Annotated in this window: 15 protein-coding genes; 12 read left to right on the top strand and 3 right to left on the bottom strand. The window is 69.9% G+C overall.

Annotated features, from left to right (window positions below):
• Positions 1–45 precede the first annotated feature (45 nt).
• Complete coding sequence (locus QFZ27_RS33120) at positions 46–1,053, bottom strand: Gfo/Idh/MocA family protein (RefSeq protein WP_429230719.1); 1,008 nt, start codon at positions 1,051–1,053, stop codon at positions 46–48.
• Positions 1,050–2,027 (bottom strand): Gfo/Idh/MocA family protein, encoded by a 978-nt coding sequence (locus QFZ27_RS33115; RefSeq protein ID WP_429230718.1) that lies wholly within the window; start codon positions 2,025–2,027, stop codon positions 1,050–1,052. The genes QFZ27_RS33120 and QFZ27_RS33115 overlap by 4 nt, the downstream gene beginning before the upstream one ends.
• Before the next feature lie 85 nt (positions 2,028–2,112).
• Between QFZ27_RS33115 and QFZ27_RS33110 the strand changes: the two genes are divergently transcribed.
• The 8 genes from QFZ27_RS33110 (at position 2,113) to QFZ27_RS33075 (ending at position 10,284) form a co-directional block, all read left to right on the top strand.
• Positions 2,113–2,829: a FadR/GntR family transcriptional regulator gene (locus QFZ27_RS33110; RefSeq protein ID WP_429230717.1), complete on the top strand. Its 717-nt coding sequence runs from the start codon at positions 2,113–2,115 to the stop codon at positions 2,827–2,829.
• Positions 2,830–2,855: 26 nt separating this feature from the next.
• Positions 2,856–4,424, top strand: a complete 1,569-nt coding sequence (locus QFZ27_RS33105; RefSeq protein WP_429230716.1) for an ABC transporter substrate-binding protein — start codon at positions 2,856–2,858, stop codon at positions 4,422–4,424.
• A 146-nt stretch (positions 4,425–4,570) separates the two neighbouring features.
• Positions 4,571–5,530, top strand: coding sequence for an ABC transporter permease (locus QFZ27_RS33100; RefSeq protein WP_429230715.1), 960 nt, complete (start codon positions 4,571–4,573; stop codon positions 5,528–5,530).
• 1 nt (position 5,531) lies between these two features.
• A complete protein-coding gene (locus QFZ27_RS33095; protein ID WP_429230714.1) occupies positions 5,532–6,416 on the top strand; it encodes an ABC transporter permease in 885 nt (294 codons plus the stop codon).
• A gap of 17 nt (positions 6,417–6,433) precedes the next feature.
• Positions 6,434–7,360: a dihydrodipicolinate synthase family protein gene (locus QFZ27_RS33090; RefSeq protein ID WP_429230713.1), complete on the top strand. Its 927-nt coding sequence runs from the start codon at positions 6,434–6,436 to the stop codon at positions 7,358–7,360.
• A 7-nt stretch (positions 7,361–7,367) separates the two neighbouring features.
• The gene (locus tag QFZ27_RS33085; protein ID WP_429230712.1) at positions 7,368–8,384 is read left to right on the top strand and encodes an ABC transporter ATP-binding protein; all 1,017 of its coding nucleotides are present in this window, start codon (positions 7,368–7,370) and stop codon (positions 8,382–8,384) included.
• Positions 8,385–8,386: 2 nt separating this feature from the next.
• Positions 8,387–9,355 carry an ABC transporter ATP-binding protein gene (locus QFZ27_RS33080; protein ID WP_429230711.1) on the top strand — a complete coding sequence of 323 codons (969 nt, stop codon included), beginning with the start codon at positions 8,387–8,389 and terminating at the stop codon, positions 9,353–9,355.
• The gene (locus QFZ27_RS33075) at positions 9,352–10,284 is read left to right on the top strand and encodes a dihydrodipicolinate synthase family protein (protein WP_429230710.1); all 933 of its coding nucleotides are present in this window, start codon (positions 9,352–9,354) and stop codon (positions 10,282–10,284) included. Before QFZ27_RS33080 ends, QFZ27_RS33075 begins: the two co-directional genes overlap by 4 nt.
• A 268-nt stretch (positions 10,285–10,552) precedes the next feature.
• On the opposite strand, the gene pdxR is transcribed toward QFZ27_RS33075, so the two are convergent.
• On the bottom strand, positions 10,553–12,064 hold the full coding sequence (gene pdxR, locus QFZ27_RS33070) for a MocR-like pyridoxine biosynthesis transcription factor PdxR (protein WP_429230709.1): 1,512 nt from the start codon (positions 12,062–12,064) through the stop codon (positions 10,553–10,555).
• 263 nt (positions 12,065–12,327) lie between these two features.
• Here pdxR and QFZ27_RS33065 point away from each other — a divergent pair, with 263 nt between their 5' ends.
• The 4 genes from QFZ27_RS33065 (at position 12,328) to QFZ27_RS33050 (ending at position 26,094) form a co-directional block, all read left to right on the top strand.
• On the top strand, positions 12,328–14,595 hold the full coding sequence (locus QFZ27_RS33065) for a calcium-binding protein (protein WP_429230708.1): 2,268 nt from the start codon (positions 12,328–12,330) through the stop codon (positions 14,593–14,595).
• A gap of 53 nt (positions 14,596–14,648) precedes the next feature.
• A complete protein-coding gene (locus QFZ27_RS33060) occupies positions 14,649–17,339 on the top strand; it encodes a beta strand repeat-containing protein (protein ID WP_429230707.1) in 2,691 nt (896 codons plus the stop codon).
• Positions 17,340–17,590: 251 nt separating this feature from the next.
• On the top strand, positions 17,591–21,745 hold the full coding sequence (locus QFZ27_RS33055) for a beta strand repeat-containing protein (protein ID WP_429230706.1): 4,155 nt from the start codon (positions 17,591–17,593) through the stop codon (positions 21,743–21,745).
• A gap of 254 nt (positions 21,746–21,999) precedes the next feature.
• Positions 22,000–26,094, top strand: a complete 4,095-nt coding sequence (locus QFZ27_RS33050) for a beta strand repeat-containing protein (protein WP_429230705.1) — start codon at positions 22,000–22,002, stop codon at positions 26,092–26,094.
• Positions 26,095–26,189: the final 95 nt, after the last annotated feature.

The raw sequence follows: 26,189 nt of genomic DNA, 5'->3' as shown, positions 1-26,189 counted from the left end.
GACATCTCACAAGACGAATCTGAGATTTTACACAGCTATCCTGAATTAGGAATTCTTGTCAGGGGCGGCTGCCAGCGCAACTTCGCGGCGGGACCGTTCGGCCTGCCCAGCCGCTTCGATGCAGGCTATGAGATGTCGGGCGTAGCGCCCATTCGCCGGGTTCGGCGCGGTGCCGGCGATCAGGGCGAGCATCGCCTGCCATTCCCGCTCGACCGCGCGCTGCGCCCAGTCCGGCTCGATCGAATTCGGCACCGGCGTCCAGATGCCGCCACGGCCGATCATCACGCCCTGGTCAAAGTCGAGGCACAGGGCCCCGGCCTCGCACACCAGGTCCATGGCGAAGCCGACGCCGCCGTCGCGATAGCCGACGCTCGCCACCTGGCCGATCCGGCCATCGGCGAAGCGCAGCAGCATCAGCGCCGTGTCGTCGGCCTCCTGGTCGTGGAAATGGGTGCCGGCCATGGCCGAGACCGACGCCACCGGGCCATCCATCAGCCAGACCAGCCGGTCGAGCGCATGGATTCCCGCGGTCAGCAGCATGCCGCCACCGGTCTTCGGCGACAGGTGCCAGGGCTGGCGGTTCGCCTCCATCCACAGCTTGATCAGCCAGCTGCTGCCGAGCACCGGACGGCCGATATCGCCGGACGTGATGATCTCCCTTGCGACGAGGCAGGGCAGGGCGAAATGCAGCACGTGCCCGACCATCAGATGGATTCCGGCCCTGGCCACCGCGGCGTTGATCGCGTCGCATTCGGCGACGGTCGGCGCCATCGGCTTCTCCAGCAGGATGTGCTTGCCAGCCTGGGCCGCGGCGATCGCCATCTCGGCATGGAGATGATGCGGCGTGGCGATCAGCACCGTGTCGACCGCCGGGTCGTCCAGCAGCGCCTGCCAACGGGCATGGGCATTGCCGCCATGCTCCCGCGCGAAAGCCCGGGCGGCGTCGATGTCCTGGCGACAGACCGCGGCGACCCGCGCGCCCGGCACGGCGGCGATGGCCCGCGCATGGATCGCGCCGAAGAAGCCGGCGCCGATGATGCCGATGCCGATCATAAAGCGGCCTCCTGATAAGCCCGGTCGATCAGGCGCATGGCCTGCAGATAGTCGCCGATCCCGACGGATGGTGCCGCGCCGCGCGCCAGGTGGTCCAGCGTGTCGGCCATGAAGGCCTTGTACCGGTCCGCCGGCGGGATCGGCGTCAGGTCGCGCATCCGCCCGTCGTCCAGCGTGGCGACGCGGCAGCTATCGCCGCGGTCGAGCAGATAGGCGTTGCGGGCCGAGACCCGCCATTCGAAATCGCCGCCCGGCGCCATCGAGGCATAGGTGTAGCCGGCCTCGACCGTCGCGATCATGCCGTCCGGCGCCCGCAGGGTGACGATCGCGTACTCTTCGACCGCCTCGCCATGCAGGCGCCGGTCGACCGCGGCCGAGACGATGGCGAGATCGGCGCTGCCGGCCAGGGCCAGCGCGGCGTCGATGCCGTGGATGCCGAGGTTGCGCAACGCCCCGCCGCCGCCGATCGCCGGGTCCAGCACCCAGGGCACGCCGTCCAGCCGGTAGCGCTCGGGCGGCCCGTTCACGATCCGGAACTGGGCGTGCGAGATCGGGCCGAGACGACCCGCGGCTCTCAGCGCCTCGATCTCCGCCCAGATCGGGCCGCAGCGGTTGGGAAGGGGAACGGCAGCGAAGAGATTCTTCCGGCGCACCGCCCCGGCCAGCGGTTCCAGCGCGGCAGTCGACACCGCGGCCGGCTTCTCCAGCACGATCGGCAGGCCGGCCTCGATGCAGGCCAGGGCCAGGTCGGGCACCTGGTCCGGCCGGCCCATGACCACGGTCAGGTCGGGCTTGATGGCGATCAGCGCCGCGAGCGTGGGCTGGTGGGCCACCCCGTGCTCCGCGGCGAATCCGGCCGCGACGGCAAGGTCCGGATCCCAGGCCGCGACCACCTCGGCGCCCGCAGCACGGGCCGCCTCCAGATGCATGCCCGCATGCCAATGCCCCACGCCCGCCAAGGCCACCCGGGCCATCCGACCCTCCCTTTCAGCTTATGGCCTTGACAGATATCCTACAAGTCGGCAACCATCAAGCCATGCTGATCCGGGGATGCCGCCGATGAAGGAGATCAAGCCGCTCGCCCGGCCACCCTTGCTCCATGTCTCGGTGCAGGAGAGCCTGAAGAGCTACATCGACGACAACGCCCTCAGCCCCGGCGCGCCGCTGCCGCCGGAGAATGATCTGGCGCAGCAGCTCGGGGTCAGCCGCAACTCCGTGCGCGAGGCGATCAAGGCGCTGGAATCGCTCGGCATCCTGGAAACGCGGCGCGGCATCGGCGTGTTCGTCAAGGCGTTCTCGTTCGAGCCGCTGCTGGCCAACCTGGCCTATGGCCTGGGCGGCGCGCTGCGCGAGGTCGAGGAGGTGCTGGAGATCCGCCGCGTGCTCGAGGTCGGGCTGATCGGCAAGACCATCGAGCTGATCGGCGAGGCGGATCTGGCGGAGCTGAAGGACACGGTCGAGCGGATGCGCCGCCGGGCCGAGCGGAACGAGAGCTTCGCCGAGGAGGACCAGCAGTTCCATCACCTGCTGTTCCGCTGCCAGAACAACCGCATGCTGACCAGCCTGATCGACGTGTTCTGGATGGCCTTCTACAAGGCGTCCGACTTCGTGAACCTGGCCAATGTCGACCCGATGGCGACCTGGCGGGACCACCAGGAGATCTGTGCCGCGATCGAGGCGCGCGACGGGGCTGCGGCCCGCAGCCGGCTCGACCAGCACTATGACGGGATCGCCCGTCTCCTCGCGACCCGGAAGGGCGCAAAAGCAGAAAACTGAAAGGGGAGGACATGATGAGATTCGGGATGCTGGCATCCGCGCTGGCGCTTGCCGTTGCCATGGCTTGGGCGCCGGGTGCACCCGCCGTGGCGCAGGAGCCGTCGACGATCACCGGCGGGTTCGATGTCGGACCGGGCGGCTTCCAGGGCAACTTCAACCCGCTGTCGGCCACCGGCGGCTTCACCTGGCTCAGCCTGTATTTCGAGCCGCTGGTGATCAACGACGCCAAGCTGGAGAGCATCGTCGGCGATTTGGCGTCGAGCTACGAGGTCAGCGCCGACAAGCTGCAATACACCTTCAAGCTGGCCGATGCGAAATGGCATGACGGCCAGCCCTTCACCTCGGCCGACGTCAAGTTCACCATCGACACCGCGAAGAACGGCGCCACCGGCACGGTGTTCGCCGCCCGCCTCGGCGCCATCGCCTCGGTCGAGACGCCGGACCCGAAGACCGCGGTGCTGAAGCTGTCGGCGCCGAATGCCGGCCTGCTGGCGACGCTGACCCAGCTGATGATGCTGCCGCAGCACGCGCTGAAGGACATCCCGTCGGCCTCGCTGGCCAAGCATGAATGGTGGTCGAAATCGCCGATCGGCACCGGCCCCTACAAGTTCTCGCGCTACGTCACCGACCAGTATGTCGAGCTCGCCGCCAACCCCGACTATCGCGGCGGCAAGCCGGTGACTGACCGGATCATCAACCGCTACTTCGCCAACACCGCGGCGGCGGTGGCGGCGCTACGCTCCGGCGAGATCGCCTTCAGCTATGTCGAGGCCGACGACGTCGCGACCTTCACCGGCAACGATGCCTTCAAGGTGATCGAGGGCAATTCCTACGTCGTCAACTACCTGGGCTTCAACCAGGAGGTGCCGCTGTGGAAGGACGTCCGCGTGCGCCAGGCGGTGATGCACGCCATCAACCGCGACGCCATCGTCCAGAGCCTCTACAAGGGCGCCGCCGAGATCGCCAATTGCGGCTATGTCGCCGACCATCTGCTGCCTCAGGGCATCGACGGCTATGCCTATGATCCGGAGAAGGCGAAGCAGCTGCTGGCCGAGGCCGGCTGGGACCAGATCAACGGCAGCAAGCCGATCCCGCTGCTGACCTACTACAACAACCCGCTGGCCTCGAACGTGCTGGCCGCGATGCAGGCGATGCTGGCCCAGGTCGGCATCAACGTGGTGCCGCGGGCGGTCGACACGCCGACCTACAACGCCACCATCTATGCCCAGAACCCGGACTGGTCGCAGTTCCCGCTGGTCTATGCCGGGCTGCAGAACGGGCCGGACCCCAGCGCCATCAACATCGGCCTGAACGAGAAGCAGATCCCGCCGGCCGGCGCCAACTTCCTGCGCATCCGCATGCCGGAGGTCACCTCGGCCTTCGACGCGGCGCTGAACGAGACCGACGATGCCAAGCGGGCCGAGCGCTACCAGGACGTGTGCAAGGCGATGAACGCCAACCTGCCCTGGGCCACCATGTGGGTGGCCAAGCGCTACGGCGTCGCCTCCGCCAGGCTGAAGGACTTCGTCTGGACCCCGGCTCCGGCCGGCGGCCCCTTCGCCGCCCATCCCGAGAAATGGGCGCTCGGCAACTGAGACTGGGTCGATGAAAAGATCGTCATTGCGAGCGCAGCGAAGCAATCCATGGTGCAGCACGAGCGGAGGCATGGATTGCTTCGTCGGCTTCGCCTCCTCGCAATGACGGTTTTTACACTGCAGAGGCGGGCTTATCGGGACAGGACATGCTGAACTTCTGCCTTCGTCGCCTCGCGGTCGGGGTCGGCATGCTGATCGCGCTCAGCGTGCTGATCTTCATCCTGCTCCGGCTCGCGCCCGGCGACCCGATCGACGCCTACATCAACCCGAATGTGGCGATGTCGCAGGAGGAGATGGCCGCCGTGCGCGCCCGTCTGGGCCTCGACCAGCCGCTGCCGGTGCAGTACCTGGCCTGGCTCGGCGGGGCGCTGCGCGGCGATCTCGGCTTCTCGCTGCAGCGCAATGGCGAGACCGTGCTGGGCCTCGTGGCGCAGCGGATCGGCCCGACCCTGCTGCTGATGGGGACGGGGCTGGCGATCGCCATCGTCGTCGGCATCGGCGCCGGCATCATCGGTGCCGTCCGCCGCAACTCGGCGACCGATCTCGGCCTGTCGGTCACGGCCTTCCTCGGCATCTCCAGCCCGGCCTTCCTGACCGCGCTGGTCGGCCTCTACGTCTTCTCCGTGCTGCTGCGCTGGGCGCCGTCCGGCGGCATGCTGACCCCCGGCGCGCCGTTCTCGCTGGGCGACCTCGCCAGCCACCTGATCCTGCCGGCCCTGCTGCTGTCGATCGGGCATGCCGCGCTGATCATGCGCTACATGCGCGCCTCGCTGCTGGAGGTGCTGAACCAGGACTATGTCCGCTCGGCCCGCGCCAAGGGAGTGAAGGAGTTCTGGGTGGTGGTGAAGCACGCGCTGCGCAACGCGCTGCTGCCGGTCGTCACCCTGATCGGGTCGACCATCGGCATCGCGGTCGGCGGCGCCATCTTCCTGGAGAGCGTGTTCAACTGGCCGGGCATGGGCCTGCTGCTGGTCAGCGCGGTGGAGACCCGCGACTATCCGGTGATCATGGGCGCGACCCTCGTGGTCGGCGCCTGCGTGATCCTGGCCAACCTGCTGACCGACATCGCCTATGCGGCGATCGACCCGCGGATCCAGGTGGCCTGACATGGCGGTCGTCGACACCTCACGCTCCCGCGGCGGCAACGGCCCGCTGGCCCGCGCCTTCCGCCGCTTCGCCGCCAACGGCGCGGCGCTGGCCGGCCTCGCCATCCTGGTGCCGATGCTGGTGCTGATCGTCTGCTATCCGCTGATCCTCGGCCACAAGCCGAACGACATCGACCTCCTGGCCCTCAACAAGGGCCCCGGCGCCGCGCATTGGCTCGGCACCGACGGCGTCGGCCGCGACATCCTGGCCCGCCTGCTGCAGGGCGGGCGGATCTCGCTGCTGGTCGCCGTGGTCTCGGTCGCGATCTCGGTGGTGATCGGCTTCCTGGTCGGCTCGGTCTCGGCCATGGCCGGGCGCTTCACCGACGCCGCGATCATGCGCTTCGTCGACCTCGCCATGACCCTGCCGCCGGTGATCTCGCTCCTCGTCCTGGCCTCGATCACCGGCGCCGGCATCGTGCCGACCATCATCGTGATTTCGCTGCTGTCCTGGCCGGTGCTGGCGCGGATGGTGCGCGCCCGGCTGATGGAGCTGCGCGAGCGCGACTTCGTGGTGGCGTCGCGCGGCATGGGCGCCGGCCTCGGCCACCTGCTGTGGCGCCACGGCCTGCCGAACTCGATCGACATCCTGGTGGTCTACGCCACGCTGCAGATCGCCGCCGCCATCCTGCTCGAGGCCGGCCTGTCCTTCCTCGGCCTCGGCGTGCCGCCGCCGGAGGCGAGCTGGGGCAACATGCTGAACGCCGCCCGCAGCACCGTGGTGCTGGAGCAGTACCCCTGGCAGTGGCTGTTCCCGGGCGCCGCCCTGGTGATCACCGTGCTGGCCATCAACTTCGTCGGCGACGGCCTGCGCGACGCCTTCGACCCCCGTTCCGAACTCAACTGACCGAAAAGTCCTTCATCATGGCATCAGCTCCAGCCTTCCAGGGCGTCGTCCCGCCCGTCGTCACCCCGCTGACCGCGGATTTCCAGGTCGACTATCCGTCCTTCACCCGCGTGCTCGAGCACCTGATCGGCGGCGGCGTGCACGGCCTGTTCGTGCTCGGCTCCACCAGCGAGGTGGTGTTCCATGACGAGGCGACGCGCCGGAAGATCCTGGAGCATGCGGTCAAGGTCGCGAACGGCCGCGTGCCGGTGCTGGCCGGCGTGATCGACCCGACCACCGACCGCGTCATCGGCCACGCCAGGGTGGCGCAGTCGATCGGCGTCGCCGCCGTGGTGGTGACGGCGCCGTTCTACGCCCGCACCAGCGCTCCGGAGGTGGTCGACCATTTCCGCTACATCCGCGAGGCCATCGACGTCCCGGTCATCGCCTACGACATCCCGGTCTGCGTCCACGTCAAGCTGGACCGGGCGAGCGTGGTGACGCTGGCGCGGGAGGGCACCATCGCCGGGCTGAAGGATTCCAGCGGCGACGATGGCAATTTCCGCTTCGCTCTGCTGGACCTGGCCGACAGGCCGGAGATCGCGATGATGACGGGGTCGGAGATCGTCTGCGACTCCGCCCTCGCCGCCGGCGCGCACGGCATCGTGCCCGGCCTCGCCAATGTCGACCCGCATGGCTATGTCCGCCTCTACGACCTGTGTCGCAAGGGCGACTGGGCGGCGGCGCGGGCGGAGCAGGAGCGGCTGTGCCGCCTGTTCGAGATCGTCTGGGTCAGCCTGCCGCGCACCAGCGCCGGATCGGCCGGGGTCGGCGGCTTCAAGACCGCGATGCGTCGCCTCGGCATCATCGACACCAACGTCATGGCCCGGCCGCAGCGGGCGCTGAACGATGCCGAGGCCGCGAAGGTCGAGGCCATTCTGCAGGCGACCGGCCTGCTGGCCTGAGGGAACGATGGCGGAGGCTCAGCACCCCATCCTCGACGTCCACGGGCTGCGGACCGTGTTCCGCATCCGCGGTCGCGAGGTGACCGCGGTGGCGGATCTCGACCTCGCCATCGGCGCGGCGGAGACGGTCGCGCTGGTCGGCGAGTCCGGCTCCGGCAAGTCGGTGACGAGCCTTTCCATCATGGGGCTGCTGCCGGCCAAGGCCGGGCGCGTGGCCGCGGGGTCGATCCGGTTCCGCGGCAAGGACGGGCGGGATCGGGACCTGGCGACGTTGGACGGCGAGGCACGGCGGCGGATCCGGGGCAACGACATCGGCATGGTGTTCCAGGAGCCGATGACCAGCCTGAACCCGGTCTACACCATCGGCGACCAGATCGCCGAGCCGATCCGCATCCATCTCGGCCGCGACCGCCGGGCGGCCTGGGCCGCGGCGGTCGAGCTGCTCGACAGCGTCGGCATCCCCGACCCGAAGCGGCGGGCGGCGCAGTATCCGCACGAGCTGTCGGGCGGCATGCGCCAGCGCGCCACCATCGCCATGGCGCTGGCCTGCGACCCGACGCTGCTGCTGGCCGACGAGCCGACCACCGCGCTCGACGTCACCATCCAGGCGCAGATCCTCGACCTGCTGCGCCGGCTGCAGGACCAGCGCGGCATGGGTGTGCTGTTCGTGACCCACAATCTCGGCGTGGTGGCCGAGATCGCCCATCGCGTGGCGGTGATGTATGCCGGCCGGATCGTCGAGACCGGGCCGGTGCGCGAGGTGTTCCGCCACCCGCGCCACCCCTACACCATCGGCCTCCTGGCCTCGGTGCCGAAGCTGGGCGAGGCGACGCGGCTGAAGGCGGCGGGCGAGAAGCTGGCCACCATCCCCGGCATGGTGCCCAGCCTCGCCGCCATGCCGCCCGGCTGCGCCTTCGCCACGCGCTGCCCGCATGTGGTCGAGGCCTGCCGCGCCGCCGTGCCGGCGCCGGCCGAGGTCGGCCCCGGCCACACCAGCCGCTGCATCCGCTGGCAGGAGCTCTGACCATGGCCGATCCGCTTCTCGCCGTGCGCGGCCTGGCCAAGCATTTCGGCCCCGGCACCTTCGGCCGCGGCCCGCTGGTGCGCGCGCTCGACGACATCAATTTCGACGTCGGCCGCGGCGAGGTGGTCGGGCTGGTCGGCGAATCCGGCTCGGGCAAGACCACGATCGGTCGGTCGGTGCTGCGGCTGATCGAGCCGACGGCCGGGGAGGTCGTGTTCGACGGTCAGGACCTGATCAAGCTGTCCGGCGCCGCGATGCGCCGGCAGCGGCGGCGGATGCAGTACATCTTCCAGGACCCCTTCGCCAGCCTGTCGCCGCGCATGACGATCGGCGAGATCCTGACCGAAGGCCTGGCGATCCAGGGCATCGGCACCGGCAGCGAACGGCTGGCCAAGGCGCGGGCGGCGCTGGAGGCGGTGGAACTGCCGGCCGATGCGGTCGAGCGCTACGCCCACGAGTTCTCCGGCGGCCAGCGCCAGCGCATCGGCATCGCCCGGGCCCTGGTGCTGGAGCCGGAGTTCCTGGTGGCGGACGAGCCGGTCTCGGCGCTCGACGTCTCGGTGCAGGCGCAGATCGTCAACCTGCTGCGCGACCTGCAGCTGCGCCTCGGCCTGACCATGCTGTTCATCTCCCACGACCTCGCGGTGGTGGAGTACATCTGCGACCGGGTGATCGTGCTGTATCTCGGCCGGATCATGGAGATTGCGCCGAGCGAGCGGCTCTACGCCGCGCCGAAGCACCCCTACACCCGGGCGCTGCTGTCGGCGATCCCGGAGCCGGACCCCGACCGGCCGCGCCAGCGCCAGATCCTGAAGGGCGACATCCCCAGCCCGGCCAACCCGCCCTCGGGCTGCGTCTTCCGCACCCGCTGCCCGCATGCCGTCGAAGCCTGCGCCCGCGAGGTGCCGAAGCTGGAGGAGGTCGAGCCCGGCCACTTCAAGGCCTGCATCAGACAGGACGTCAGCCGATGACCGGGAGGGACGACGTGCTGCGCGGCAACTGGGCGACGCTGCTGCTGCCGATCGCGGCGGATGAGAGCATCGACTTCGGCCGGCTGGCCGAGGAGATCGACCTGCTGGTCGCGGCGCGGGTCGACGGCATCTACTCGAACGGTACCGCGGGCGAATTCCATAACCAGACCGAGGCGGAATACGCCGCGATCCAGGCGCTGCTCGCCGAGAAGTGCCGGGCCGCCGGCATGCCCTTCGTCATCGGCGCCTGCCAGCCGGATCCCAGCCTGGGGCGGGAACGGGTCAAGCTGGCGCGGGACCTCGCGCCGGCGGCGATCCAGGTGGTGCTGCCGGACTGGTGGCCGGTGACCGAGGCGGAGGCGCTGGACTTCCTCGAGCTGATGGTCGAGGGGGCCCGCGGGGTGCCGCTGATCCTCTACAACCCGCCGCATGCCAAGCGGGTGCTGGCGCCGGACGAACTCGGCCGGCTGGTGCGGGCCGTGCCGGCGGTGGTGGGCATCAAGCTGGCGGATGGCGACGACGCCTGGTACGCGGCGGCGAGGCAGCATTTGTCCGGAACCGCGCTGTTCGTTCCCGGGCACCACCTCGCCACCGGCATGAGGCACGGCATCGCCGCCGGCGCCTTCTCCAACGTCGCCTGCCTCAGCCCGGCGGGGGCGCAGGCCTGGACCGACCGGATGGCGAGCGATCCGGATGCGGCGCTCGACCTGGAGCGCCGGATCTGCCGCTTCATGGACCAGCATGTCGTGCCGTTCCGGGCCCAGCACGGCTACTCCAACGCCGCGCTCGACAAGCTGCTGGCCGCGATCGGCGGTTGGGCCCCGGTCGGCACCCGCCTGCGCCGCCCCTATCGCTGGATCGACGAGGCCGAGGCCCTACGCCTCCGCCCGGTGGCGCGGTCGATGATGCCGGAGCTGTTTCCGGAATAGGGCGCGATCGTTTCAAGTCGAAGCGGCGCGTTGCGTCTCCCGCAAGCGAGACCTTTTCAGAATTCGATCACTTGAACCGACGCATACTTCCGCTCTCCCCCTCCCCCCGCGGGAGGAGGGGGAGAATAAAGGGGTGGCCGGGTCAAATAGCGGTGTTCTGAAAAGATCCCGCAAGCGGGAGAGGCAACGCGAACTACGCCCAAGAAACATGCCGTAGTCCCGCAAGGGGAGGGGGGGACAAGGAAGGAATGGGTTCGGCCTTCTATTGTCACCCGACCCCGGCCTGCAGGGCGCCGTGGCGTTCGGCGCGGACCAGCCGGGCCAGCAGCTGGATGCCGGAGTCGATGCGGTCGACCGGGATCGAGGAATAGCCGAAGCGCAGGAAATTCTCCGGCGGCAGCGGGTGGTCGAAGAACACCGCCCCGGGGTCCAGCAGCAGCCCTTGCGGCGCGCCGGCGGCGGCGACCGCGGTCATCGACACGTCGGCCGGCCCCTCGGCCCACAGCGCGGAGCCGCCGGCCGGCAGCCGGAACTCGAACTCCGGCAGATGGCTGCGCAGGCCTTCGCCGATCGCGTCGGCGCGCTCGCGATAGGCGGCGATCAGCCGCTTGATCGCGGCATCGTGGTGGCCCAGCTGCAGGAACAGCGCCAGGGCGCGCTGGTTGTTGGACGGCGGGTGCCGCGCCGTCAGCCGCCGCATCGCCCGGGCCTCCGCGATGAACTCCGGCGCCGCCACCACGTAGCCCAGCCGCAGCCCCGGGGCCAGGGTCTTCGAGACGCTGCCGACATAGATCACCCGGTCGTCGCGATCGAGCGCCTTCAGCGCCGGGGTGGCCTCGCCGACGAAGGTCAGCTCGCTGTCGTAATCATCCTCGACGATCACCAGGTCGTGCACCGACGCCGCCTGCAGCAACTCCTGCCGCCGCGCCAGCGGCATGGTGACGGTGGTCGGGTTCTGGTGGCTCGGCTGCACGAACAGCATGTCGCATTCGGCCAGGCTGCCGGTCGGCCGCAGCCCGTGATGGTCCATCGCCAGCGGCTGGATGCGGGCGCCGAACTGCCGGCACAGGTTGCGGATGTCGGGATAGCCCGGCTGCTCGATCCCGGCCGTCCGCTCCGGCTTCAGCAGCAGCGATGCGGCCAGGTACAGCGCTTGCTGCGCCCCGATCGTGACCAGGATCTGCTCCGGCGACACCCAGATGCCGCGGCGCGGCAGGATCCGCTTCTGCAACTGCTCGATCAGCAGCGGGTCGTCGGCGTCGACGCGGTCGCCGGCCCAGTCGCGGATCGCGACCGAGCGCAGCGACAGCTGCACCACCTCGCGCCACTCGGCGATCGGGAACAGGGTCGGGTCGGGCTGGCCGTAGACGAAGGGGAAGCGGTAATTGTACCAGTCGACCGGCTTCATCACGTGCCGCGTGCGGGACGGGCGGCTGGTCAGCCGCCCGGTCCAGTCCGGCCGGCGGATCGGCGCATCGGGGCGCACCCCGGCCGCGCGCGCCGCATTCTCCAGCGCCGCCGGGTCGACCATGTGCCGCGACCGGCTGTGCGCCGAGATGAAGTGCTCCTGGGTCAGCTGGTCATAGGCCTGGATCACGGTGTTGCGGCTGATGCCCAGGATCTCCGCCAGCCGCCGCGACGAGGGCAGCTCGGCGCCCGGCGGCAGCCGCCGGTCCAGCACCGCCTGGGCGATGGCGCCGCGCAGCTGGGCCTGCAAAGTCAGGTCGGGCCGCCGCGCCAGCGTCAGCAATTGCCGCCACAGAATGTCGTCGGCCGCCACGCGCCTCTCCTGCGCCCCCCAACCCCAGATTGAATAAGATCGTATTTCATCCCCTGGCGCAATCTGGACTCATCGACAGGGGCCATCTGGACTCATCGGAACCTCATCTGGACCCATGGTCTGTCGAATCTGGACCTAACCAGGTATGCAAGAAATCTGCTAAATCCTGACCGTCCGCACCTACCCGGCTCGCCGGGCGCATTTGGCTGTTCGGCCGCCCCGCAGAACGGGCGGCACCGACCCGACAAGCAGGAGGACGTCCCGTGACCCAGACCATCAACGGCACCGCCTTCAACGACACCCTCTTCGGCACCGATCCTGGCGATCCGGCCAACCCCGACGGCATCGACATCTTCAATGGCCTCGCCGGCAACGACCTGCTCAGCGGCAATGGCGGCGACGACATCCTCAACGGCGGCGATGGTGCCGACGGGCTCTTCGGCTTCGGCGGCGCCGACATTCTCAACGGCGGCACTGGCGGCGACGCTCTCCACGGCATGGACGGCGACGACCTGCTCAGGGGTGGCGCCGGCGCGGATTGGCTGGATGGCCAAGCCGGCGTCGACACCGTCGTCTATGACGACGCCACGGGCGTGCTCAACGTCAACCTGACGGCGGGCATCACCGGCGGCTGGGCCCAGGGCGACACGCTGACCGGCATCGAGAATCTGACCGGCGGGGCCTTCGCCGACACCCTGCGCGGCGATGGCGTGGTCAACGTCCTCGACGGCGGCGCCGGCGACGACCTGCTCGAAGGCCGCGCCGGCGCCGACACCCTGCAGGGCGGCGCCGGCACCGACACGGCGACCTATGTCCAGTCCACCGCCGGGGTCACCGCCGACCTGCGGACCGGCACCGGCTCGGACGGCGACGCCGCGGGCGACGTGCTGCTGAACATCGAGAACCTGACCGGCTCGGCCTTCGCCGACATCCTGCAAGGCAATGGCGTGGCCAACGCCATCGACGGTGGCGTCGGCAACGACCTGATCAACGGCTATGCCGGCGCCGACGTCCTCAACGGCGGCGACGGCGTCGACACGGTCTATTACGACGGCTCGGCCGCGGCGGTGACCGTCGACCTGCGGAGCGGCACCGGCACGGGCGGCGACGCCCAGGGCGACGTGCTGCAGACCATCGAGAACATCGTCGGCTCGGCCCTCGCCGACATCCTGCAAGGCAATGGCGTGGCCAATGCCATCAGCGGCGGTGCCGGCAACGACCTGATCAACGGCTATGCCGGCAACGACGTCCTCAATGGCGGCGACGGCATCGACACGGTCTATTACGACGGCTCGGCCACCGGCGTGCAGGTCGACCTGGCAGCGGGCACCGGCGTGGACGGCGACGCCCAGGGCGATAGCTTGAACGCGATCGAGAACATCGTCGGCTCGGCCTTCGCCGACCGGCTGTACGGCGCCGCCGGCGCCAATGCGCTGGCCGGCGGCGACGGCGACGACACGCTCCGCGGCGCGGCCGGTGCCGACGTCCTGAACGGCGGCAACGGCTCGGACTTCGCCAATTACCAGGGCTCGATGGCGGCGGTCGTGGTCAACCTGCTGACCGGCGCCACCTCGGGCGGCGACGCCGCGGGCGACACGCTGACCGGCATCGAGAACCTGTACGGGTCCAGCAATGCCGACCAGCTGACCGGCGACAACGGCCGCAACATCATCGGCGGCGAGCTCGGCGACGATACGATCGTCGGCAATGGTGGCGACGATGCCCTCTCCGGCGAGGCCGGCAACGACGCGCTCTCCGGCGGCGACGGCAATGATCGCCTCGTCGGTGGCGCCGGCATCGATATCGTCCATGGCGGCACCGGCAATGACTCGATCGACGCGGGCAGCGAGGCCGACCAGGTCTTCGGCGAAGCGGGCCATGACAACCTCTATGGCGGTGCCGGTAATGACAGCCTCGACGGTGGCGACGGCAACGACACGCTCGAAGGGGCGGCGGGACCCGACACGCTGATCGGCGGCATCGGCATCGACACGGCGAGCTATGCAGGCTCGGCCGCCGGGGTGTCGGTCAACCTGGCGACCGGCATCGTCTCCGGCGGCGATGCCGCGGGCGATGCGCTGAGCGGCATCGAGCAGGTGATGGGCTCGGGCTTCGCCGACACGCTGACCGGCAATGCCGGCGCCAACACGCTGTGGGGCATGGGCGGCGACGACGTGCTTACCGGCGGCGGCGGGGCCGATGTGCTGAAGGGCGGGGCCGGCACCGACCGCTTCGTCTATCTGGCCATCGGCGACAGCACCGTGGCGGCCGCCGGCAAGGACACGATCCGGGACTTTTCGGCCGGCGACAAGATCGACCTGTCGGCGATCGACGCCAATGGCCCCGGCCCCGGCGACACCGCCTTCACCTTCGGCATCGGCGCCTTCACCGCCGCCGGGCAGGTCCGGGTGCTGGATTTCGGCGGCGGCCGCTACGGCGTCTATCTCGAGACCACCGGCAACCGGGTGGAGGATTCGATCATCACCGTGTTTTCCGACCACGCCCTGACCGCGGCGGATTTCGTGCTGTAGCCGGCCACCGCCGGCGGCGCGAGGCGCGCAAACCCGACAAGCAGGAGGCTTCCGTGACCCAGACCATCGACGGCACCCCCGGCAACGACACCCTCACCGGGACCAATCCGGGCAATCCGGCCAACCTCGACGGCATCGACATCATCAACGGCCTCGCCGGCAACGACACGCTCGCCGGCCTGGGCGGCAACGACATCCTCCAGGGCGGCGCCGGGGCCGACACGCTGGCCGGCGGCGACGGCAGCGACACGGTAAGCTATGCCCAGTCCACCGCCGGGGTCACCGTCCGGCTGTTCTACCAACCCGAGGCGGTCGGCGCGGGCGGCGACGCCCAAGGGGACAGGTATTTCGGCATCGAGAACATCATCGGCTCGGCCTTCGATGACGTCCTGACCGGCTATGTCTTCTTACCCAACCTGCCAATCGGAAGCAGCATCCTCGACGGTGGCGCCGGCAACGATCTCCTCTCCGGAGACGGCGGCGCGGACACCCTGATCGGCGGCGCCGGCATCGACACGGCCTATTACGATCGCTCGGGCGGCGGCGTGCGGGTCGACCTGTCGGCCGGCACCGGCACGGGCGGCGATGCCCAGGGCGACACGCTGACTGGGATCGAGAACCTCGTCGGCTCGAACGCTGGCGACACCCTGATCGGCGACGGCGGAACGAACGTCCTGGACGGCGGCGGCAATGATGTTCTCACCGGCGGTGCCGGCGACGATCGGCTGGTCGGGCGCGGCGGGGCGGACCAGCTGCAGGGCGGCGACGGCAGCGACACGGTCGGCTATGGCGTGCACGTCATCGCGGTCCAGGTCAACCTGGCCACCGGCACCGGCTCCGGCGCGGCCCAGGGCGACACCTTCAGCAGCATCGAGAACGTCAACGGCACCCCGGTCAACGACACGCTCACCGGCAGCGCCGTGGCCAACATCCTCGCCGGCGGTGCGGGCGACGACCTGCTCGAGGGCGGTGCCGGGACCGACACGCTGGACGGCGGTGATGGCATCGACACGATCTCCTACAACGGCTCGGCCGCCGCGGTGACTGTCGACCTGCGGAGCGGCACCGGCGCGGGCGGCGACGCCCAGGGCGACGTGCTGCAGAACATCGAGAACATCGTCGCCTCGGCCCTCGCCGACATCCTGCAAGGCAATGGCGTGGCCAATGCCATCGACGGTGGCGTCGGCAACGACCTGATCAATGGCTATGCCGGCGCCGACGTCCTCAACGGCGGCGACGGCGTCGACACGGTCTATTACGACGGCTCGGCCGCGGCGGTGACCGTCGACCTGCGGGCCGGCGCCGGCACGGGCGGCGACGCCCAGGGCGACGTGCTGCAGAACATCGAGAACATCGTCGGCTCGGCCCTCGCCGACATCCTGCAAGGCAATGGCGTGGCCAATGCCATCAGGGGCGGTGCCGGCAACGACCTGATCAACGGCTATGCCGGCAACGACGTCCTCAATGGCGGCGACGGCATCGACACGGTCTATTACGACGGCTCGGCCGCCGGGGTGCAGGTCAACCTCGCCCTGGGCACCGGCGCGGGCGGCGACGCCCAGGGCGACACCTTGAGCGGGATCGAGAACATCGTCGGGTCCGGCCTCGACGACCGGCTGTACGGCGACGCCGGCGTCAATGCGCTGAGCGGAGGCGCCGGCGACGACCAGCTCCGCGGCGGGGCGGATGCCGACGTGCTCGACGGCGGCAACGGCTTGGATTTCGCCAACTACCAGGGCTCGACGGCGGGAGTCGTGGTCAACCTGCTGACCGGCGCCACCTCGGGCGGCGCCGCCGCGGGCGACACGCTGATCGGCATCGAGAACCTGTACGGGTCGAGCAACGCCGACCAGCTGACCGGCGACAACGGCCGCAACATCATCGGCGGCGAGCTCGGCGACGACACCCTCGCCGGCAATGGTGGCGACGACGCGCTCTCCGGCGAGGCCGGCAACGACGCGCTCTCCGGCGGCGATGGCAATGATCGCCTCGTCGGCGGCGCCGGGGTCGACACCATCCTTGGCGGCATCGGCAACGATTCTGTGGATGCCGGCAGCGAGAACGACCAGGTCTCCGGCGAGGCCGGCCATGACAACATCCTGGGCGGCGCCGGCAACGACCAGCTCGATGGCGGCGATGGCAACGACACCCTCGAAGGGGCGGCGGGATCGGACACGCTGATCGGCGGCATCGGCATCGACACGGCGAGCTATGCCGGCTCGGCTGGCGGGGTCTCGGTCAACCTGGCGGCTGGTGCGGTCTCCGGCGGCGACGCCGCGGGCGATACGCTGACCGGCATCGAGCAGATCCTGGGCTCGGGCTTCGCCGACACGCTGACCGGAGACGGCAACGCCAACACGCTGTGGGGCATGGGGGGCGGCGACGTGCTTACGGGCGGCGGCGGTGGCGACGTGCTCAAGGGCGGGGCCGGCACCGACCGCTTCGTCTACGCGGCCCTGTCCGATAGCGCGGCCTCCGGCCTCGGCAAGGACACGATCCGGGACTTCGCCACCGGCGACAAGGTCGACCTATCGGCGATCGACGCGGATGGCAATGCGGGCAACGGCAACACCGCCTTCAGCTTCGGCACCGGCGGTTTCACTGGCCAGGCCGGGGAGATCCGCATCGTCACCGTCGGGGCGATCCAGGTGGTCTATGCCGACGTCAATGGCGACAAGATCCAGGACTTCGCCATCAACGTCACCGCCGACCACGCCCTCACCGCGGCCGACTTCGTGCTGTAGCCGGCCTCCCTCGTCATCGCGAGGCGCGCGCCTCGGTGATCCGGGGCGGCGGGCCATCTGGACCCATCGATAGGTCCCATCTGGACCCATGGAATCCGCATCTGGACCCATGGGTTTGTCTGATCTGGACCTAACGGAATATGTAGCACTCCTGCTAAATCCTCCTCAGCGCGTGACTGCCCGGTCCCCCGGGCTCATCCGGACGCTCCCCTCAGGAAGGGTGGCGCCGACCCGACAGTGGAGGATGTTCCGTGACCCAGACCCTCAATGGCGATGCCGGCAACAACACCCTCACCGGGACCGATCCGGGCAACCCGGCCAATCCCGACGGCATCGACATCATCAATGGTTTCGACGGGAACGACACGCTCACGGGCCTGGGCGGCAACGATACGATCTCGGGCGGCCTGGGCGCCGACATCCTGGACGGCGGCGCGGGCTTCGACACGCTCACCTTCGCCAACGCCACCGGGGGGGTGTGGGTGAACATCAACGGCGGCGCCTTCGGCGGCGAAGCCGTGGGCGACACCATGACCGGCTTCGAGGCCATCATCGGGTCCAACTTCAACGACATCTTCGGGGGCGACGGCGGGAACAACACCATCAGCGGCGGCACCGGCACCGACATCATCTCGATCAGCGGCGGGACCGATTTTCTCGACGGCGGCACCGGCGGGGACTTCCTCGACTGCCGCACCTCCGGCTCGGCCGTGATCATCAACGTGGCCACCGGCATCGGCGGCGGCGGGGCCGCGGGCACCACCTTCGCCAATTTCGAAAGTATCATCGCCACCAATTTCAACGACGTCCTGACCGCCGCCGTGGGCGGCTCCACCCTGGGTGGATTGGGCGGCGACGATACGATCAATGGCGGTGATGGGAACGACACCCTGGTTGGTGACGATTTTCTCAACGTCCTCGGCACCAGCGGCGTCGACTCGCTGAGCGGCGGCGCCGGTGACGACTATCTCCAGGGCGGGGCGCTGGGCGACGTCCTGAACGGCGGCGCCGGCAGCGACACCGCCGGCTACGAGAACTCCAGCGCCGCGATCATCGTCAATGTGGACAACGGCGTCGCGTCCGGCGGCCATGCGCAGGGCGACACGCTGATCGGGGTCGAGAACGTGATCGGCTCGACATTCGACGATTTCTTCGGCGTCAGCGCCGCGGCCAACTTCTTCGACGGCCGCGCCGGCACCGACGCGGTGACCTATGGCGGGTCCACCGCCGGGGTCATCGCCAACCTGAACGGCGGCATCGGCGTCGGGGGTTGGGCCCAGGGCGACACCTTCGCCAACATGGAGAACCTGATCGGCTCGAACTTCGACGACACCCTGTACGGCAACGGCGTGAACAACATCCTCGACGGCGGCGACGGCAACGACGTGCTCGAAGGCCTGGTCGGCGCCGACACCCTGCAAGGCGGCAACGGCAGCGACACGGCGGCCTATGTCTTCTCCGCCGCCGGGGTCAACGTCAATCTAACGACCGGCATCGGCCTGGGCGGCGATGCCGGGGGCGATAGCTATAGCGGCATCGAGAACGTCACCGGCTCGGCCTTCGCCGACGCCCTGAACGGCGACGCCGGGGCCAACACCCTCAACGGCGGTGCCGGCGACGACGTGCTGCAGGGTCGCGGCGGCGCGGACGCGCTGCAGGGCGGGGGCGGCATCGATACGGCGACCTATGGCAATTCGGCGGGCGGGGTGACGGTCAACCTCGCACTCGGCACCGGGCTGAGTAGCGATGCCCAGGGCGACACGCTGACCGGCATCGAGAATGTCATCGGCACGGCCTTTGCCGACACGCTGCTCGGCGACACTGGCGCCAATGCGCTCACGGGGGCCGACGGCGACGATACGATCCGCTCCGCCGCGGGGAACGACGCCGTCAGCGGCGGCAACGGCAACGACCTGATCAACGCCGGCGCCGGCGCCGACGCCATCGACGGCGGGGCGGGCGTCGACACGGTCTTTTACGACAGCTCGACCGTCGGGGTGGCCGCCAACCTGGCCACCGGCACCGGCGGGGGCGGCGATGCCCAGGGCGATACGCTGACCGGCATCGAGAACCTCGTCGGCTCGGGCTTCAACGACACGCTGACCGGCGACGGCGGCGCCAATTCATTGACGGCCGGCGACGGTGACGACGTGCTCCGTGGCGGGGCCGGCGCCGACGTCCTCAGTGGCGGCAACGGGGTGGATAGCGTCGAGTACACCGGCTCGGCGGCGGTCTCGGTCAACCTGCTGACCGGGACGGGCACGGGCGGCGATGCCCAGGGCGACACGCTGTCTGGCATCGAGAACGTCTTCGGCACCCTCTTCGCCGACACCTTTACCGGCGATGCCGGGGCGAACATCCTCGCTGGCGGCGACGGCGACGATGTGCTGCTCGGTGGCGGCGGCGCGGATCAACTGCGCGGCGGCAACGGCGTCGACACGGCGAGCTATGCCGGATCGGCCACGGCCGTCCAGGTCGATCTCTCGGCCGGCACCGGCACCGGCGGCGACGCCCAGGGCGACACGCTGACCAACATCGAGAACGTCACCGGCTCGGTCGTCAACGACACGCTGACCGGCGATGCCGGGGCCAACGACCTGCGCGGCGATGTCGGCGACGATGTGATCCGCGGCGGCGCCGGGGCCGACCGGATCGGCGGCGGCGCCGGGGTGGACAGGGCGGATTACAGCACGTCCGCGGCCGGGGTGACGATCGACCTCGCGGCCGGCACCGGCACGGGCGGCGATGCCCAGGGCGACACGCTGTTCTCGATCGAGTCGGTCGCCGGCTCGGCCCTCGCCGACACCCTGACCGGCGGTGCCGGGAACGACATGCTGCTTGGTCGCGCCGGGGATGACGTGCTGCATGGTGGTGCCGGGGCCGATGGGCTGGACGGCAGCAGCGGCGTCGACACGGTCTATTATGACGCATCGGCCGTCGGCGTTCAGATCGACCTCGCGGCCGGCACCGGCAAGGGCGGCGATGCCCAGGGCGACATCCTGATCAGCATCGAGAACGTCACCGGCTCGGCCTTCGGCGACGCCCTGAATGGCAATGACGACGCCAATGTCCTCAACGGCGGCGACGGCGACGACTCCCTCAACGGTCATGCCGGGGCGGACGCGATCAATGGTGGCCTGGGCATCGATACGCTCTACGACAATTCGTCCGTCGGCGTGCAGATCAACCTGGCGACCGGCACCGGCACGGGCGGCGATGTTCAGGGCGACACCTATAGCGGGATCGAGAATGTCGTCGGCTATATTTTTGCCGACAAGCTGACCGGCGACGGCGGCGCCAATGCGCTGAACGGCGGCGCCGGGGACGACGTGCTGCATGGTGGCGCCGGGGCCGATGTCCTGGCCGGCGGTGCCGGGTCGGATTTCGCCAACTACCAGGGCTCGACGGCGGCGGTGTCGGTCAACCTGCTGACCGGTGCGACCTCGGGCGGTGACGCCGCCGGCGACGCGCTCAGCGGGATCGAGAACCTCTACGGGTCGAGCAATGCCGACACGCTCACCGGCAGCGATGCCCGCAACATCATCGGCGGCGAACTGGGCGACGATACCCTCGTCGGCAATGGCGGCGACGACTCCCTTTCGGGCGAGGGCGGCAACGACAATCTCAGCGGAGGCGTCGGGGCCGACCGGCTGGTCGGCGGCGACGGCATCGACATCATCCATGGCGGCGCCGACAACGACTCGGTCGACGCCGGAACCGGCAACGACCAGGTCTTCGGCGAGGCCGGGAACGACAACATCCTCGGCGGCACCGGCAACGACCAGCTCGATGGCGGCGACGGCAACGACACGCTCGAAGGCGCGGCCGGGGCCGATGCGCTGATCGGCGGCGCCGGCATCGACACCGCCAGCTATGCCGGCTCGGCCGCCGGGGTGACGATCAACCTGGCGACCGGTGTCGTGTCCGGCGGCGACGCCGCGGGCGACACGCTCAGCGGCATCGAGCAGGTCCTGGGCTCGGCCCAGGCCGACACGCTGACCGGCGACGCCAACGCCAACACCCTGTGGGGCATGGGCGGCGGCGACGTGCTCACCGGCGGCGGCAACGGCGACGTGCTGAAGGGCGGCGCCGGCGCCGACCGCTTCGTCTACATCGCCCTGTCCGACAGCGCGGTGTCCGGCCTCGGCAAGGATGCGATCCTGGACTTCACGACCGGCGACAAGATCGACCTGTCGGCGATCGACGCCGACGGCAACTCCAGCACCGGCGACACCGCCTTCAGCTTCGGCACCGGCGACTACACCCGCCATGCCGGCGAACTGCGGGTGGTGACCTACGGCCAGGTCCAGGTGGTCTATGTCGACGTCAACGGCGACAAGGTCTCCGACTTCGCCATCAACGTCACCGCCGACCACGCCCTGACCGCCAGCGACTTCCTGCTGTAGCCGGCCTTCCGCGTCATCGCGAGGTTCGCCCCTCGGAGTGATCCGGGGCGGCGGGCCATCTGGACCCATCGATAGGTCCCATCTGGACCCATGGAATCCGCATCTGGACCCATGGGTTTGTCTGATCTGGACCTAACGGAATATGTGGCACTCCTGCTAAATCCTCCTCAGCGCGTGGTTGCCCGGCCCGCCGGGCTCATCCGGACGCTTCCCCGGAAAGGGCTGCGCCGGCCCGACAGACAGGAGGATGTTCCGTGACCCAGACCCTCAATGGCGATGCCGGCAACAACACCCTCACCGGGACCGACCCGGGCAACCCGGCCAATCCCGATGGCATCGACCTCATCAACGGCGGCGACGGCAACGACACGCTCACCGGCCTGGGCGGCGACGACACGATCAATGGCGGCACCGGCGACGACATCCTGGACGGCGGCGCGGGCTGGGACACGCTCACCTTCGCCGACAACCCCGGCGGGTTGTGGGTGTATCTGAACCGCGGCGCCTTCGGCGACGACATGACCGGCTTCGAGGCCATCATCGGATCCGCCTTCAACGACATCCTGAGGGGCGATGGCGGCGCCAATTCACTGGCCGGCGGCGATGGTGACGACCTGCTCCGTGGCGAGGCCGGCGCCGATGCCCTCAGTGGCGGCAATGGGGTGGATAGTGCCGAATACACCGACTCGGCGGATGGGGTCTCGGTCAACCTGCTGACCGGGATGGGCACGGGCGGCGATGCCCAGGGCGACACGCTGACCGGCATCGAGAATCTCTTCGGCACGACCTTCGCCGATACCTTCACCGGCAATGCCGGGGCGAATATCCTCGCTGGCGGCGACGGCGACGATGTGCTGGTCGGCGGCGGCGGCGCGGATCAGCTGCGCGGCGGCAATGGCGTCGACACGGCGAGCTATGCCGGGTCCGCCGTGGGCATCCAGGTCGATCTCTCGGCCGGCACCGGCGCGGGCGGCGATGCCCAGGGCGACACGCTGACGGCGATCGAGAACCTGATCGGTTCGAACTTCGACGACACCCTGTACGGCAACGGCGTGAACAACATCCTCGACGGCGGCAACGGCAACGACGTGCTCGAAGGCCTGGTCGGCGCCGACACCCTGCAAGGCGGCAACGGCAGCGACACGGCGGCCTATGTCTTCTCCGCCGCCGGGGTCAACGTCAATCTAACGACCGGCATCGGCCTGGGCGGCGATGCCGGGGGCGATAGCTATAGCGGCATCGAGAACGTCACCGGCTCGGCCTTCGCCGACGCCCTGAACGGCGACGCCGGGGCCAACGACCTGCGCGGCGATGTCGGCGACGATCTGATCCGCGGCGGCGCCGGGGCGGACCGGATCGGCGGCGGCGCCGGGGTGGACACAGCGGATTACAGCACGTCCGCGGCCGGGGTGACGATCGACCTCGCGGCCGGCACGGGCACGGGCGGCGATGCCCAGGGCGACACGCTGTTCTCCATCGAGACCGTCACCGGCTCGGCCTCGGTCGACAAGCTGCTCGGCGACGGCTTCGCCAATGCGCTGAACGGCGGCGCCGGGGACGACGTGCTGCGCGGTGGGGCCGGGGCCGATGTCCTCAACGGCGGCAACGGTTGGGACACCGCCGACTACACCGGCTCCGCGGCGGCGGTGTCGGTCAACCTGCTGACCGCTGCCGTCTCCGGCGGCGACGCCCAGGGCGACACGCTGCTGAGCATCGAGAACGTCATCGGCTCGGCCTTCAACGACACCCTGGACGGCCATGGCTTCGACAATGCGCTGACCGGTGCCGACGGCGACGACATCATCCGCTCCTACGCGGGGAACGATGTCGTCAGCGGCGGCAACGGCAACGACCTGATCAACGCCGGCAGCGGCGCCGACGCCATCAACGGCGGGGCGGGCATCGACACGGTCTTCTACGACAGCTCGACCGTCGGGGTGGCCGCCAACCTGGCCATCGGCACCGGCGCGGGCGGCGACGCCCAGAGCGACACGCTGACCGGTGTCGAGAACCTCGTCGGCTCGGGCTTCAACGACACGCTGACCGGCGACGGCGGCGCCAATTCACTGGCCGGCGGCGATGGTGACGACCTGCTCCGTGGCGGGGCCGGCGCCGATGCCCTCAGTGGCGGCAATGGGGTGGATAGCGTCGATTACACCGGCTCGGCGGCGGTCTCGGTCAACCTGCTGACCGGGGTGGGCACGGGCGGCGACGCCCAGGGCGACACGCTGTCCGGCATCGAGAACGTCTTCGGCACCCTCTTCGCCGACACCTTCACCGGCGATGCCGGGGCGAACATCCTCGCCGGCGGCGACGGCGACGATGTGCTGCTCGGCGGCGGCGGCGCGGATCAGCTGCGCGGCGGCAACGGCGTCGACACGGCGAGCTATGCCGGATCGGCCACGGCCGTCCAGGTCGACCTCTCGACCGGCACCGGCACAGGCGGCGATGCCCAGGGCGACACGCTGTCCGGCATCGAGAACGTCTTCGGCACCCTCTTCGCCGACACCTTCACCGGCGATGCCGGGGCGAACATCCTCGCCGGCGGCGACGGCGACGATGTGCTGCTCGGCGGCGGCGGCGCGGATCAACTGCGCGGCGGCAACGGCGTCGACACGGCGAGCTATGCCGGATCGGCCACGGCCGTCCAGGTCGACCTCTCGACCGGCACCGGCACAGGCGGCGACGCCCAGGGCGACACGCTGACCAACATCAAGAACCTGATCGGCTCGGTCTCCAACGACACGCTGATCGGCGATGCCGGGGCCAACGACCTGCGCGGCGATGTCGGCGACGATCTGATCCGCGGCGGCGCCGGGGCCGACCGGATCGGCGGCGGCGCCGGGGTGGACACGGCGGACTACGCCGGCTCGGCCGTCGGGGTGACCATCGATCTCGTGGCCGGCACCGGCACGGGGGGCGATGCCCAGGGCGACACGCTGTTCAGCATCGAGACCGTCACCGGCTCGAGCTTCGCCGACAAGCTGTATGGCGACGGCGGCTCCAATGCGCTGACCGGCGGGGTGGGCAACGACGAGCTTTACGGGGGGGCGGGCACCGATGTGCTGAACGGCGGCACCGGCACGGATGCGGCCGGCTATTTCGACTCCGGCGCCGCGGTGACGGTGGACCTCGCGGCCGGCACCGGCACCGGCGGGGATGCCCAGGGCGACGTCCTGAGGAACATCGAAAACCTCGGCGGCAGCGTCTTCAACGACATCCTGAGCGGCAATGCCGGTGCCAACCAGATCAACGGCGGGGGCGGCAACGACACCGTCGCCGGAGCAGCCGGCGCCGACACCCTCTATGGCGGCAACGGCAATGACCAGATCGACGGCGGCGCCGACGCCGATGCGATCAGCGGCGCCGTGGGCACCGATACGCTGAGCGGCGGCGCCGGCAATGACGCGCTCAATGGCGGTGCGGATGCCGATGCGATCGATGGCGGCGCCGGCATCGACATCGCAGACTACAACGGCAGCGGCGTCGGGGTGACGGTCAACCTGGCGACCAACATCAGCACCGGCGGCTACGCCCAGGGCGACACGCTGACGAATGTCGAGAACCTGCAGGGCAGCGCCTTCGGCGACACCCTGACCGGCGACGGCGCGGCGAACACGCTGCGCGGCATGGACGGCGCCGACGTGCTCAATGGCGGCGACGGCTGGGACACGCTCGAGGGCGGCAACGGCGACGATCAGCTGAACGGTGGTGCCGGCGGCGACATCCTGCGCGGCGGCGCGGGCGCCGACCATCTCGTTGGCGGCGTCGACGCCGACATCGCCAGCTACTGGGACAGCGCGGTGGGCGTGACGATCAACCTGCAGACCGGAATCAACACCGGCGGCACGGCCCAGGGCGACACCATCGCCACCAACATCGAGACGATCAACGGCAGCAGCCATGACGACGTCATGACCGGCAACGCCCTGGCCAACGCGCTGATCGGGTTCGATGGTGCCGACACCCTCGGCGGCGGCGGCGGCGCCGACACCCTGCGGGGGGGCACCGGGGCCGACACGCTGAACGGCGGAGCCGGCTCGGATTACTTCAGCTACATCGCCGCTTCCGAGAGCACCGCCGCGGCCGCCGACACGATCCAGGACTTCCAGGCCGGGGATCTGATCTCCCTGCGGCTGATCGATGCCGACGGCAATACCGGGAACGGCGACACCGCCTTCAGCTTCATCGGCGCCGGCGCCTTCTCCGGCACCGCCGGGCAACTGCGCTGCGAGATCGCCGGCGGCACCACGACGATCTCGGCCGATATCGACGGCAATAGCGTCGCCGACATCGTCATCCGTCTCACCGGAGCGATCACACTGCAGGCCTCGGACTTGCTGCTCTAGTGGAACAGCCGGGCGGCGAGCTGCAGGGCGGTGCTGATGCCCCGTTGTTCATACGCCCGGCGGCGATAGGTCGGCACGCTGGTCGCGATGCCCGC

It is taken from the genome of Inquilinus ginsengisoli (genome assembly GCF_050434925.1).
GTDB lineage: Bacteria > Pseudomonadota > Alphaproteobacteria > DSM-16000 > Inquilinaceae > Inquilinus > Inquilinus ginsengisoli_B.
Note: the sequence above shows the minus strand (reverse complement) of the source record. Positions and strands in the feature narration are given on the sequence as shown.

Bases quoted from the DNA above. Each gene is read 5' to 3' on its own strand.
- QFZ27_RS33120 (WP_429230719.1), bottom strand. From the start codon at position 1,053: ATGATCGGCATCGGCATCATCGGCGCCGGCTTCTTCGGCGCGATCCAT.
- QFZ27_RS33115 (WP_429230718.1), bottom strand. From the start codon at position 2,027: ATGGCCCGGGTGGCCTTGGCGGGCGTGGGGCATTGGCATGCGGGCATG.
- QFZ27_RS33110 (WP_429230717.1), top strand. From the start codon at position 2,113: ATGAAGGAGATCAAGCCGCTCGCCCGGCCACCCTTGCTCCATGTCTCG.
- QFZ27_RS33105 (WP_429230716.1), top strand. From the start codon at position 2,856: ATGCTGGCATCCGCGCTGGCGCTTGCCGTTGCCATGGCTTGGGCGCCG.
- QFZ27_RS33100 (WP_429230715.1), top strand. From the start codon at position 4,571: ATGCTGAACTTCTGCCTTCGTCGCCTCGCGGTCGGGGTCGGCATGCTG.
- QFZ27_RS33095 (WP_429230714.1), top strand. From the start codon at position 5,532: ATGGCGGTCGTCGACACCTCACGCTCCCGCGGCGGCAACGGCCCGCTG.
- QFZ27_RS33090 (WP_429230713.1), top strand. From the start codon at position 6,434: ATGGCATCAGCTCCAGCCTTCCAGGGCGTCGTCCCGCCCGTCGTCACC.
- QFZ27_RS33085 (WP_429230712.1), top strand. From the start codon at position 7,368: ATGGCGGAGGCTCAGCACCCCATCCTCGACGTCCACGGGCTGCGGACC.
- QFZ27_RS33080 (WP_429230711.1), top strand. From the start codon at position 8,387: ATGGCCGATCCGCTTCTCGCCGTGCGCGGCCTGGCCAAGCATTTCGGC.
- QFZ27_RS33075 (WP_429230710.1), top strand. From the start codon at position 9,352: ATGACCGGGAGGGACGACGTGCTGCGCGGCAACTGGGCGACGCTGCTG.